Source organism: Paraglaciecola sp. (assembly GCF_030730205.1).
Taxonomy (GTDB): domain Bacteria; phylum Pseudomonadota; class Gammaproteobacteria; order Enterobacterales; family Alteromonadaceae; genus Paraglaciecola.
This window is the reverse complement of record NZ_JANQVQ010000205.1, coordinates 1-11,949: the sequence shown is the minus strand read 5'-3', so window position 1 is coordinate 11,949 and position 11,949 is coordinate 1. Positions and strand designations below refer to the sequence as shown.

The window sequence follows — 11,949 nt, the reverse complement described above, 5'->3', positions numbered from 1 at the left end:
CTACGACCTTCGGGTTATGAGCCCGACGAGCTACCAGACTGCTCCATCCCGCGCCTGAATTTTCACTTTGAAAGTTGCTTTTCAAATAAGCCCCTTTCGAAGGAGGGCGTATTATACATAGGCATTAGCTGGGCGCAAGGCCTGAATCATATAAAATCTCTTAATAACGTTTGTTTGATTATTAAATAACCATAACGTATTAATAACGCACAACTTTATCCATTTTTAATAAAACAATTCCATTTTAGACGCTAATTTAAAATCTAATTCACTGATCCCGTCTACGTCATGGGTGGTCAATTTAACCTCTACTTTGTTATAAACATTAAACCATTCAGGATGATGATTTAGTTTTTCTGCACAAATGGCAATTTGTGACATCCAACCGAAAGCGCGGATAAAACTTTTGAACTTAAAGGTTTTAACAAGTTTGTCCTCAGCAATTTGCCATTGTTGAGAGTCTTCTAAATTTGCGTTCAATTCTTTTAAAGCATGATCGATTTGTTCAGCTGTGTATTTTTGCATACGCGTTTTTCTCCAAATGCAATGTCTGTGAAGGGTTCAGATTTGAGCCCAGCGAAGCTTAAGAGTTCAACTATGCTAGGTCATAAAGCCTTGAGTATGCTGGATTTGTAACTCGCACAACAGCGTTGTAGAAATAACGTTTCACAAGTAAGGTGTAGAGATTTAACTACAGGGATGCTATGGCGGATTCATCTTAAAGGCTTTAAGTTTATTGGTTATACGAGCGAGTTATTTGTAACGTATCGCTTTAAGCAAGATTATTTTGTGGCTAGTTGAGCAGCGAAAACGAATCACTCTTAGCCACGTACAAATTAAAATCCCCAGATTGGCTAAACCATATGGCGGCATAAGCTTTCTGGGGATTTACATCGTGTGATTATAAAGTGTTAAAACTCAACCGCTAGACGCACATAGAGTTGGCGTCCACGAGGATCATGTACTTTTGAATCAAAACCGCTGTTTGTGAATACTTGGGGTGGATCTTCATCCGTGATGTTAATGCCACCTACCGTTAATAAATAGCTGGTATCAGTACCCATAATATCACCTAAGTTGACATTATATTGTGCATCGATGGTCACATGGCTGTCGATTTGTTTGAAGCCGTCAGCACAGCCACCCACACTCAATGTGCCGTCTGAGCAGTTTTGATCATCGTCGTAGCTGCTAACATAACGTACAAAAATGTTCGCTGAATGGGCTTCATGTTGCCAGTTAAGACCCAAGTTCATACGCAGTTCTGGAGAAGAAACCCCGATATTGGTGAAGTTTCTGCGTCCAGCGGCTTCAACTTTACCTGCTTGAGGATCTACAAGATCATATTGGGTAATATAGGTCGCATTAATGTTTGGCGTAAAGTCACCCATGTCAGTACGGATTTTATAACTGGTCACAAAGTCTAAACCAGAGGTTTCAAGTGAACTCGCATTCACATAAGTATTGTTTACTTGCAACAACGGCCCAGTCAATGGATCACCCGCCCTGATAATACGATCAGGGTCTTGAGGGTTTGCGGTCAATACTGCCTGAGCGTTTTCTTGTATGATCAAATCTTCAAATTGGAAATTCCAATAATCGACCTCAATTGACCAATCTGTCACAGGCTCATAAGAAAAACCAATGTTATAAGCTGTTGATTCTTCAGGTTTCAAATCTTCATTACCCGCCGTTCTTACAGCAGCAAAGGCACTAGCCTGTTGAATTGGATCCGTTAACTGTTGCAAAGAGGTTGCGCCACCATTTCTTAAAAATACTGTGGGGGCTCTGAATGAGGTTGAAATGGACGCTCTTACAGAAAAATCGTCGTTAGCGCGCCAAGACAAAGCTAATTTTGGATCAATGGTATCACCAATGTTGCCGCCGTAATTTTCATAACGTAAGGCAAGTTGCACATCTAAATCAGTGCTAACAGGCAAAGCTAATTCACCAAACAGTGCGTAAACATCGAGTTTACCGTCAAAGTCAGGGTTACCAATAACAAAGGTGAAACTGTCTTGGTTCGCTAAAGCGTCGTAGTCCTGAGATAATTTTTCTTCGCGATATTGCACACCAAGCGCTAAGCCCGCGGTGCCGCCATCCATATCAAAAACATCTAAGGAAGCGAAAGCTTCAAACACTTGCATTTCGGCTTTGGAATCGATGACTTCTTCACCGGTAAACGAATCTACAACGTACTGTGAGTTTGGTGCAGTTGAATAGGACGTTGAGAATGGGTTGAAATATTCACAAGAACCAACACCTGGTGTGCCGGTAAGTGGGTTACAGTCAGAACCACCTAAACCATTCAACGCCAAGTTAAATTCGGTATTGAGTACATCTGGTACTTTAAACAAAAAGTCATTTACACCGGTGGTATAACTGGCTTCCCAGAATCCATTATCTAATTCACCTTGCAACATGGTACTGAATCTAAAGGTATCTGATTCAGTATTTGCCGCATCACCTTGAAACCCGTTACCTTCAGCTCGACCAAAAAAGGCCATCGGCAATCCAAGAAAGTTTTCTGGGTGATCAGCAGGCACTACCGGAGACGTTAAGATTGGGAAGCTAGGTGCACCGCCGCGCTCTGCACGATTACGAGCAAAACTCACTTCAGTGGTCCAAGTAATGTCATCACTTAAGTCATAGTCTGCTTTGACGTAAGCGTTAACCCGAGTTTCATCGGCTACGTATGAATAATAAGGTCCAAAGTCAAAGCCACATAAACCAATTTCCAAACCACCAGGTAAGGTACCGGCCGGCGCCCTTCTGTCCAAGGTACCGCCGTATGCTTCACATCCAGGATCGACTACCGGAATATTGCCAAACGCAGGCACAAAAAATGAACCAGGATTACCCAGTGCACTTGTATCATCTTGAGGACGACTCAAACGACGGTCAGAAATAAATAAAGGTGAACGGTTGGTGTAACTAATTGCAGCCAGCACGCTGCTGTCTTCGCTGGTTGCGCCCCACAGACCTTGCAGGACATATTCTTTGTTATTACCGTGTGCACCGTCTTGATAATCTGCGGTTATCTTGGCGCCGTTGTAATCTTGTTTGGTAATAAAGTTAACAACACCTGCAACTGCATCTGAACCATATAAGGCCGACGCGCCGTCTTTAACCACTTCCATACGACCAATTGCAATCATTGGTACTAAGGAGCTGGTATCCACAAAATTTAGGCCATCATTAGTGGGCTGGGCGTTGACGACTTGTCTTTTGTTGTTAAGTAAAACTAAGGTTGACGCAACCCCTAGTCCTCTTAAATTTATATTTGACGTCCCAGCCGTTGCATTCTGTGTAAAGGCATCTGGATTGTTTTGTGCACCAGTGTTGATGGTCAATGTTTGCGTAATATCACTGATATTTTTAGCGCCAATCGAATCGATAGAAACGGCGTCGATAACAGCTAGAGGTGAAGGAGATTCAAAATTTTCGCTACGGCGCACAAAGCTGCCGGTAACCATAATGAGTTCAACTTCGCTTTCCTTAACGGTCTGTTCTTGAGCGAGTACACTGGCTTGTCCAACCAACATTTGCGAGGCGATTGCTACTGAAAGCAAGCTTAACTTAGTTTTTAGTTTCATGATGTGTCCCAATACGTGAATTATCAGATATTAAAAGCGTTTTCAGTAACAAGCGTTAAGCTTCTGTGTGGCATCTCGACACGCTAATCAAACGTTCTAACTCTAACAATATTTTTATGTCACTGAGTTTGTAACCATAAATACGCTTTCGCGATTTATCGCTGTATTGATAGTAGGCGTGTAGAGTGAGTATGTAAATAAATTGTTATTGATATGTGAACATCAATTTCAGCAATGGTCAGACCAGAAAACAAGGGGGAAAATTAGTTTGCAACAGGAGAAACATTATCTTTAATTTTTAAACACTTAACTTATAACGAGGGCGTATCATCATCATGACTGCAGTCACAATCCATCGGCCCCCCAATTGTGCTGTAGCCTAATAATCTATAAACAAAATTGATTATTAAAACAAATCAGCCATTGCTCATAGTTAAAATAGCGAGATTAAGACTGAGGCAAGGTTGCTCCAGCTAACAACATCAAAAAGGTCCCTTTCATTGCGGGCTTCGTCCTTCCATCAATTTGTGCTTCAGTGTCAAAGTAAAACAAGCAACCCGATTGTTTTTGTTCAACTTTTATCAGAGTAGATACGAAACGAATACTATCGTTTACGCGAACTGGTTCCAAAAAACGGATTTTGTCTACACCGTAATTTAGAATCGTTTTATAGTGAGGATCAGCGGCAAACATAGCATAAAAGGCATTAGGCATAAGTGTCACAGTAAGATAGCCATGAGCGATGGTTGTTTTAAAAGGGCTTTCTTTTGCACAGCGCTGCGCGTCAACGTGGATCCATTGATGGTCGCCGGTCGCCTCTGCAAATAAATCGATATCCGCTTGCGAGATTTTTATCCATTCACTCGGGGCTAACTGTTCATCTATCGCTAATTCTAGCAGTGTTTTGTGCATCATTTTTGTCCTTGTAAGCTTCATTTCTACCAGCATAACAAAGCAAGAACTATCAACAAAATGAATGTTCTGTATATTGATATATTGATTTAACTAATAATAAAACGTTAATATCGTATTAACATCTTTTCTAGGTACGTAATATGAACTTAAATCGAATTGACCTAAATTTATTTGCTGTTTTTGACGCTATTTACACAGCAGGAAGTTTGACCAAAGCCGCAGATGTACTTTGCATAACACAACCCGCAGTCAGTAATTCACTCGCCAGACTGCGAGAAATGTTAAACGATCCACTATTTGTTCGCACCGGTCACAGCATGACACCCACCCCGGTTGCCCAAAATATTATTGGCCCCGCCAGAGAAGCTCTCGGCTTGCTGCGTAAAAGTGTGCAGCAAAGCCATATTTTCGACCCACTCAAAGCTGAAAAAACCTTTCACTTTGCTTCCAGAGATTTGCTTGAAGTGAGCATCATGCCAAGGCTAACCGCCCTACTTCAAAGCAGTGCACCTAAAATATCGCTGACTAACTATGATTTAGAACGCAATAATATTGTTTCAGCGATGGCCAGTGGTCACTTAGACTTTTATGCCGATGCCTCGTCTTTTAGCGATCCCCATCTGTGTAAACAAAAAATTGCGCAAGACAGACTCGTAGTCGTTGCACGCAAAAATCACCCTGACTTAGCGCAAGGAATGAACATGGAAACGTTCTTACGTTTAGGTCACATAAACATCAGCCACCGTCGCAGTGGTGCAGGGCCGATTGACGTTGCCATTGATAAGCTAGGAGCAAAGCGAAATGTAGTCATGCGCAGTCAACATTTTTTAACGGTGCCCAGTACCATCGTCAAAACCGATTTGATTGCTTGCTTACCTTACCACTTAGCTAAACATTACGAGATATCGCTATACGAATTGCCGTTTGACTTACCCGCCTTGGAGTATTTTTTATACTGGCATGTAAGTGCAGATATGGATTATGCACACATGTGGATGCGCGAACAAATAGCGCAAGTTGCAAGTGCCTATCATCCTAACTAAGGGTAGCGTACTATGGTATTGAGCCAAAATAATGAACAAAACCTGTTATTTAAATTTAAGCTCATAGTAAAATATTGACAGTATCTGAGTTGAGTAAAAACGGTGGTTAATAATACTGATGGAAAATAGTCAAATAATCGCACAAACAAGTGACAAACACTGCACACACGACATAAAAGTCAGTTGTGGGAGTTGTCGTTTAAACACAATATGTATGCCTGTTAGTTTGCACATTGATGATATTGACCAGCTCAATAAAATTATTCAACGCGGCCGCCCCCTTCACAAAGGCGAATATTTGTATCGGGCTGGCGACCCCTTTACTGCGGTATATGCTATCCGCTCAGGTGCAGTAAAAGCGCTAACGATCAGTGATAGCGGAAATGAACAAGTCACGGGGTTTTACCTACCTGGTGAAGTCGTTGGTTTAGATGGATTAGCAAACAATACTCATACCAACTCTGTTATTGCCTTAGAAACCTCGTCTATTTGCGAAATCCCTTTTAATCGACTCGAAGAAGTGAGCATGCAATTACCCAAACTGCAACGTCACTTTTTGCAGTTAATGAGCCGAGAAATCACCCAAGAGCAGCAAATTATTAGCTTGTTGGGTAAGAGTAGCGCTGAAGCTCGTATAGCTTCACTGTTACTCAGTATATCAACACGAAATAGTAGCCGAAGTTTATCTTCCACTCAGTTTTTACTGCCTATGTCACGCACTGATATCGGCAACTATCTTGGTCTGACGATTGAAACGGTAAGCAGAACGTTTGCCCGCTTACAAAAAGCACGGGTTATCTCGGTAGATAAAAAAGAAGTGAGCATTAACGATATTGCGGGTTTACAACAGTTGGCCAAAGGTGCTGAATAAATCTTAGTGCAAAGAACCGAACGTTGATTCACATCAAGTCAAATAGACCATATTAATCTTATGCTTATGCCATTATTTTACGGGTTATTTTTGCCCATGGCATAAGCAGGTATTCGATGAACGCGCCCTATCACACTGAGCTTCCTCTTATTGTTACATGTAGCGGACAATGCGAAAACGCTAAGTTTGCCAATGATCTGGCTAAAGTCATGGATATTGAAGGACTGGCTGAACGAACCTCAGTGAGCCAACTTAGCCAAGCAATGAAGCAGGCCACGGTAGGCATTACCGATACCCCACGAGTCATGGCAATCGACGGGTGTGACTTACACTGTGTGAAAAAGGCTTTAAATCTAAGTCAGATCGCCCCTACTTGGCATATCATCTTGTCAGATTTCACTGAAAATTCGAGGAAACAAAGCCCGTTTGACTACGCTCATATGGCGAACGTACTCAAAACAGTGCAATGTTTATTAACAGCAAGCAACTAAATAATTAAGCGACAGGTAGAGAAAAAGCTGCACGATTTCTGGCTAATAAGCTGTTTTATTTCTTTATACCAAGGCTAAAAAGAAACCCGCGAGCATTAATATCAAAGCCACTGGGGCTGAGAATAAAAGCTTAAAAACTCGCATTTTTGGCGTAAAACCAATGCCATAAACAAAGCCACAACTCATCCCAAACATACTTAACATCGCAGCATCATGCGCCATGCTATCTGCCGAAGTGCCAAATACATGTGGCCAGGCGGTGATGATTATCATCACCGCCAATGACAAGCAAAATACCAAAATGTTTAAAAAGCCAAGGGGATTTTCCCTTGGCTCCTCCATGTTCAACTTGGGGTGCTTACTCATCTTCAAAGTCCATGCTGTTTTCTAACCACATAACATTGATGATGCCAAAGGCACAGGCCAATAACACGCCTAATATCCACGTAAAATACCACATAGTACTATTCCTTAATAAAGTTGATGAGAGTCTGCTGCAATGTCTTTTTCAGTAACGCGTCCACGCATAACCCAATAGCCCCACGCTGTGTAAAGTAAAATAAGAGGGACGAAAACACAGGCGACGCCAAACATAATCATGAGTGTTGTTTCACTAGAAGTGGCATCCCACACAGTTAATGATGCGTTTAGTTGGGTACTGCTGGGCATCAAGAACGGAAACAATGAAAAGCCCGTGGTCAGTATAATGCCTGAAATAGCTAAGCTAGAGGCGGTAAAAGCCCAACCTGCTCGTCCTTTAACACTTAAAAATGCCACCAACAAGGGACTGACTAAACCTAATATTGGCGCTAAGACCATTAGTGGATACTCGTGATAATTACTTAACCAGCCACCCTCAACCAACTCAACGGTTTTGTTAAGGGGATTTGAGGGTCCATTATGATCCATCACACTGCTTAGGTGATAGCCATCTAACTGTCCCACCCAGATGCCCGCCACACCAAACATCACAGTAGTGGCTATTCCTAGAATGACGGCAGTATTCACAGAGCGGCGATAAATAAAGCCATCTGTTTTCATTTGTAACCACACTGCCCCATGCATTAATAACATACTGACGCTGACCAAACCGGCAAGTAGGGCAAAAGGACGTAACAGACCAAATAAACCACCGTCGTAACTAGGACGTAACATCACATCGTAGTTAAGGGGTACACCCAAAAAGAGATTGCCTAAGGCCACTCCAAATATCAACGATGGCACAATTCCACTGGCAAAAATTGCCCAATCCCAATTATTACGCCACCTCTGGCTGTCAATTTTACTGCGATAGTCAAATCCTACAGGACGCATCCATAAGGCCGCCAAGGTAATAAGCAAAGCAAAATAAAACCCAGAAAAAGAGGCGGCATAAATCAAGGGGTAAGCGGCAAACAAGGCACCGCCGGCGGTGATAAACCAAACCTGATTACCATCCCAATGAGGCCCTATGGTATTAATCATCACCCGGCGCTCACTGTCTGTGTGGCCAATGATGCGCAATAAAGCCCCAACTCCTAAATCAAATCCATCGGTGATGGCAAAGCCAATGAGTAATACACCAATTAACACCCACCAAATAATACGTAACGTTTCGTAGTCCATTAGGCATGCTCCCCGACTAATTGTTTTTCAAGATCATATTTACCCGTATGTAGAGAACTCGGTCCTTGTTTTGAGAATCGAATCATCAAATACATTTCGATAATAAGTAGCACGGTGTAGAACAAAATAATGCCAATCATCGACGTCCACACCTGCCCTGTTGTCAAGCTAGATGCCGCCAGCCTGGTAGGCAATATTTCAGCAATTGACCAAGGTTGACGGCCATATTCGGCCACAAACCAACCGGTTTCACAGGCAATCCATGGCAGAGGCAAAGACCAAAGCGCCAGACGTAAAAACCAACGAGGTTTTTCAATCTGATGTTTTGTGCTTAACCAAAATGCAAAAGCAAAGATAAACAACATAAAAAAGCCACACGCTACCATCACTCTGAACGACCAAAATATAGGGGCAACTTTAGGTGTCGTATCTTTGGCAGCTTGGTCAATTTGGGCTTCAGTGGCATCCACCACCTCGTCGGTATAGCGTTTTAATAACAAGCCGTAACCTAGGTCTTGTTTGACCTCTTCAAAGGCAGCGCGCACTTGTGGTGTATCTTGGCCTGCTTTTAGTTGCGTTAATAAACCGTAGGCTTTCATACCATTAACAATGCGCAACCGGGCTTTTTGTTGTAGTTCATGAATACCTTCAACTTCTTCAGACAGAGATCGGGTGGCAATAATACCCAGTGCATAGGGAATTTTTACTGCGCCGAGGGTTTCTTGTTTTTCTTGGCTTGGAAAACCAATTAAGGTGAAGTCAGCAGGTGCTGGTTGGGTTTCCCACTCAGCTTCAATAGCGGCTAGTTTCATTTTTTGCACATCGCCAATTTCATAGCCGCTTTCATCACCGAGGATGATCACAGAAATCACGGAAGCCAAACCAAAAGCTGCAGCAATCGCAAAGGAGCGTTTGGCGAAGTTTACGTCTTGGCGTTTTAGCAAATAGTAAGCAGACAAAGACAAAACAAACATCGCGCCGGTCACGTAACCCGCTGAAACCGTGTGCACAAATTTAACTTGAGCCACCGGATTAAATATCACTTCAGCAAAGTTTGTCACTTCCATGCGCATGGTTTCGTAGTTAAATTCTGAACCCACCGGATTTTGCATCCAGCCATTGGCTATCAAAATCCATAAAGCAGATAAGTTGCTGCCGATAGCCACTAACCACGTCACCGTTAAATGCTGCACTCGAGTGAGCCGGTCCCAACCAAAAAAGAACAAACCAACGAAAGTGGATTCAAGAAAAAAAGCCATTAATCCTTCGATGGCTAAGGGCGCGCCAAATATATCTCCTACATAATGCGAGTAATAAGACCAATTCGTGCCAAACTGAAATTCCATGGTTAAACCGGTAGTCACACCTAGGGCAAAGTTGATGCCAAATAACTTTCCCCAAAATTTCACCATATCTTTATAAACTTGTTTGCCGGTCATCACGTAAACCGACTCCATAATGGCCAAAATAAAACTGAGGCCCAAGGTTAATGGTACAAAAATAAAGTGGTACATCGCGGTTAACGCAAATTGCAGCCGCGAGAGATCCACTGCAAAGTCAGTCATGCTGTGTTTCCTTAGTGTGGGTAATCGAAGTGGGTTTAGATATTAATTGTGTCGTCATATCTGGGGCTTCAGTAGGCTTAAGCGGTTTAAAGGCGACGTGCCATAAAACAATGAGTAGGATTATTTTTAAAACCACAACGACACTGATTTCACATACCAAAGGGATTCGAAAGATCGAATCCTCAGGAAAAACATTCCGCCAGCGTTTAAACACAACTATTCCTAATGAAGTAAAATAAGAGAATGTAAATATTGTCAGAGGAATCGAAAAAGCTGACTTTGATTTACATCAACTTTTTTGATTTTTACGGCTATGTGAAGCCAAATTTTTTGAGGTGCTAGGCGTTTTACAACAAGGCGACTAAGGCGCGTTTATCTTTTGAGTTTAATTTTTAAGCCCTACGTTTGCTTAGTAGCCAAGACAGAGTAAATACAGCGGGAAGTGCTTAAACATGCGCAATGCCGCCCCCCCGTGGGCAACAATCGCTTACTTCGTGTCAGTCAAAAAATCAACTCGCTTGAGCGCTAAGGCATAGTAAAGAAACGCATTACCTTGCTATCTACCTCAGCTTGGGTAGCGAATCCTTCATTCAAACAGGCGTATTCTAATTCAAATTGGTACAACGCCTCCCGGTCGTAAGCTGGGATCTCAGCGCTCAAAGCAAAGTGATGAAAGTACCTAGCGATATATTCAGCACTTATCTTTTGAGACACTAAGGCCTCAGACACTCGCTGCTTAGTTAAGATCCACCAGCTGTCATCATCTGGTTCAGGAATACACTTGGCTAAGACTAATAACAGTTCTTCAGGGGCTATCCTAGCACCCGATGCAATAGCTTGCAGTTGGCTGGTTAACGCCCTATCAGGCATGCAGCAGTTAGTCGCCCACGCCCTACATTCTGCGTCTGTGGCTATACCCGCATTGACGCAGTGCCACCACATTTTACCTTCAGTGGCCCACCCTTTTGTTATATCGCTCATACTTCTATTATCCCATTACAGCCTTCAAATCAGGTACTACATTCGCCCTTTTAAATACGCTTGCCGTTCGTTTTCAGGAAATTTTTCGATGGCATATCTTAGCATCGTCCTTGGCATCACTTTATAATGCGTTTTTAAAAATGCCTCTTCTATGGGTTTATTTCGATTCCCTACCTCTCTTAACATCCACCCTACTGCCTTATGGATCAAGTCGTGGGGATCATTCAATAATACTGCCCCAAGCTGCAAAGTATCCTGATAATCTTTGGCTCTAATGAAATGCAAGGTGGCCATTATTGCGATACGCCTTTCCCATAATAATGATGAACGGGCAAGCTGATATAAGGTGTCGCGAGCTTGGCTCTGCAACTGTGGCCCAACAATTAAGTGGGCGGAACAATCTACTAAATCCCAATTATTGATATAAGTTGTATGAGCTAAATAACTATCAAATATACGTCTTTTGCTGGCAGGCGGGCCTGTCTGGTATTGTTTCACCAGCAACAGTAAAGCAAATAAGCGTAACTCATGCACTTTTGAAACGAGTAAGGTTAAGGTGTGTTCAAGGGCTAAGGTATGAAATTGCTTTACCGCATCCCGCAATACAGGCATACGCAATCCCCAAAACACATCCCCATGACCATATTGCCCTTGGCCTGTTTTAAAATAACCTTGCATTTTTTCAGCGTATTCAGCGCTTGCCTGTTTATTTAGTTGGCGCACAACATATTCACTATTCATCTAGGTAAGGCCTTCATGCCAGCTCACAAACCAACTTAATAAATGGTATAACATCGTTTTATTTATCCAAACATCAAGGAAGCAATTTGTGGCACAACTCATGGTATCAGGCATCGAGGCAATTCAACGTTTAAAAGACGG

Annotated in this window: 12 protein-coding genes; 3 read left to right on the top strand and 9 right to left on the bottom strand. The window is 42.5% G+C overall.

The genetic code is table 11. The features are described 5' to 3' along the window. Positions 1–225: 225 nt before the first annotated feature. The 3 genes from NWQ57_RS13945 to NWQ57_RS13935 all read right to left on the bottom strand — a co-directional run bounded on the left by NWQ57_RS13945 (position 226) and on the right by NWQ57_RS13935 (position 4,508). Positions 226–525, bottom strand: coding sequence for a 4a-hydroxytetrahydrobiopterin dehydratase (locus tag NWQ57_RS13945; protein WP_306022767.1), 300 nt, complete (start codon positions 523–525; stop codon positions 226–228). A gap of 386 nt (positions 526–911) precedes the next feature. Beyond that, positions 912–3,596, bottom strand: coding sequence for a TonB-dependent siderophore receptor (locus tag NWQ57_RS13940; protein WP_306022766.1), 2,685 nt, complete (start codon positions 3,594–3,596; stop codon positions 912–914). 447 nt (positions 3,597–4,043) lie between these two features. Continuing rightward, the gene (locus NWQ57_RS13935; RefSeq protein WP_306022768.1) at positions 4,044–4,508 is read right to left on the bottom strand and encodes a MaoC family dehydratase; all 465 of its coding nucleotides are present in this window, start codon (positions 4,506–4,508) and stop codon (positions 4,044–4,046) included. 143 nt (positions 4,509–4,651) lie between these two features. On the opposite strand from NWQ57_RS13935, the gene NWQ57_RS13930 reads away from it, so the two are divergent. From NWQ57_RS13930 to NWQ57_RS13920, 3 genes are all read left to right on the top strand, one after another. Beyond that, positions 4,652–5,554: a LysR family transcriptional regulator gene (locus NWQ57_RS13930; RefSeq protein WP_306022765.1), complete on the top strand. Its 903-nt coding sequence runs from the start codon at positions 4,652–4,654 to the stop codon at positions 5,552–5,554. 118 nt (positions 5,555–5,672) lie between these two features. After that, positions 5,673–6,425, top strand: a complete 753-nt coding sequence (gene fnr, locus NWQ57_RS13925; protein ID WP_306022764.1) for a fumarate/nitrate reduction transcriptional regulator Fnr — start codon at positions 5,673–5,675, stop codon at positions 6,423–6,425. A 116-nt stretch (positions 6,426–6,541) separates the two neighbouring features. Next, positions 6,542–6,916 carry a putative zinc-binding protein gene (locus NWQ57_RS13920; RefSeq protein ID WP_306022763.1) on the top strand — a complete coding sequence of 125 codons (375 nt, stop codon included), beginning with the start codon at positions 6,542–6,544 and terminating at the stop codon, positions 6,914–6,916. 63 nt (positions 6,917–6,979) lie between these two features. On the opposite strand, the gene NWQ57_RS13915 is transcribed toward NWQ57_RS13920, so the two are convergent. The 6 genes from NWQ57_RS13915 to NWQ57_RS13890 form a co-directional block, all read right to left on the bottom strand. After that, complete coding sequence (locus NWQ57_RS13915) at positions 6,980–7,282, bottom strand: cyd operon YbgE family protein (RefSeq protein ID WP_306022762.1); 303 nt, start codon at positions 7,280–7,282, stop codon at positions 6,980–6,982. Then, complete coding sequence (gene cydX, locus NWQ57_RS13910) at positions 7,275–7,376, bottom strand: cytochrome bd-I oxidase subunit CydX (protein ID WP_306022761.1); 102 nt, start codon at positions 7,374–7,376, stop codon at positions 7,275–7,277. Before cydX ends, NWQ57_RS13915 begins: the two co-directional genes overlap by 8 nt. An 11-nt stretch (positions 7,377–7,387) precedes the next feature. Further along, on the bottom strand, positions 7,388–8,521 hold the full coding sequence (gene cydB, locus NWQ57_RS13905) for a cytochrome d ubiquinol oxidase subunit II (RefSeq protein WP_306022760.1): 1,134 nt from the start codon (positions 8,519–8,521) through the stop codon (positions 7,388–7,390). Further along, on the bottom strand, positions 8,521–10,086 hold the full coding sequence (locus NWQ57_RS13900; protein ID WP_306022759.1) for a cytochrome ubiquinol oxidase subunit I: 1,566 nt from the start codon (positions 10,084–10,086) through the stop codon (positions 8,521–8,523). Before NWQ57_RS13900 ends, cydB begins: the two co-directional genes overlap by 1 nt. Before the next feature lie 525 nt (positions 10,087–10,611). Next, a complete protein-coding gene (locus NWQ57_RS13895; RefSeq protein ID WP_306022758.1) occupies positions 10,612–11,067 on the bottom strand; it encodes a hypothetical protein in 456 nt (151 codons plus the stop codon). A 36-nt stretch (positions 11,068–11,103) separates the two neighbouring features. Next, on the bottom strand, positions 11,104–11,808 hold the full coding sequence (locus NWQ57_RS13890; protein ID WP_306022757.1) for a DNA alkylation repair protein: 705 nt from the start codon (positions 11,806–11,808) through the stop codon (positions 11,104–11,106). Positions 11,809–11,949 lie beyond the last annotated feature (141 nt).

What these genes read in the sequence shown, in the direction of transcription:
- NWQ57_RS13945 (WP_306022767.1), bottom strand. Translation starts at nt 525, where the DNA reads ATGCAAAAATACACAGCTGAACAAATCGATCATGCTTTAAAAGAATTG.
- NWQ57_RS13940 (WP_306022766.1), bottom strand. Translation starts at nt 3,596, where the DNA reads ATGAAACTAAAAACTAAGTTAAGCTTGCTTTCAGTAGCAATCGCCTCG.
- NWQ57_RS13935 (WP_306022768.1), bottom strand. Translation starts at nt 4,508, where the DNA reads ATGCACAAAACACTGCTAGAATTAGCGATAGATGAACAGTTAGCCCCG.
- NWQ57_RS13930 (WP_306022765.1), top strand. Translation starts at nt 4,652, where the DNA reads ATGAACTTAAATCGAATTGACCTAAATTTATTTGCTGTTTTTGACGCT.
- fnr (WP_306022764.1), top strand. Translation starts at nt 5,673, where the DNA reads ATGGAAAATAGTCAAATAATCGCACAAACAAGTGACAAACACTGCACA.
- NWQ57_RS13920 (WP_306022763.1), top strand. Translation starts at nt 6,542, where the DNA reads ATGAACGCGCCCTATCACACTGAGCTTCCTCTTATTGTTACATGTAGC.
- NWQ57_RS13915 (WP_306022762.1), bottom strand. Translation starts at nt 7,282, where the DNA reads ATGAGTAAGCACCCCAAGTTGAACATGGAGGAGCCAAGGGAAAATCCC.
- cydX (WP_306022761.1), bottom strand. Translation starts at nt 7,376, where the DNA reads ATGTGGTATTTTACGTGGATATTAGGCGTGTTATTGGCCTGTGCCTTT.
- cydB (WP_306022760.1), bottom strand. Translation starts at nt 8,521, where the DNA reads ATGGACTACGAAACGTTACGTATTATTTGGTGGGTGTTAATTGGTGTA.
- NWQ57_RS13900 (WP_306022759.1), bottom strand. Translation starts at nt 10,086, where the DNA reads ATGACTGACTTTGCAGTGGATCTCTCGCGGCTGCAATTTGCGTTAACC.
- NWQ57_RS13895 (WP_306022758.1), bottom strand. Translation starts at nt 11,067, where the DNA reads ATGAGCGATATAACAAAAGGGTGGGCCACTGAAGGTAAAATGTGGTGG.
- NWQ57_RS13890 (WP_306022757.1), bottom strand. Translation starts at nt 11,808, where the DNA reads ATGAATAGTGAATATGTTGTGCGCCAACTAAATAAACAGGCAAGCGCT.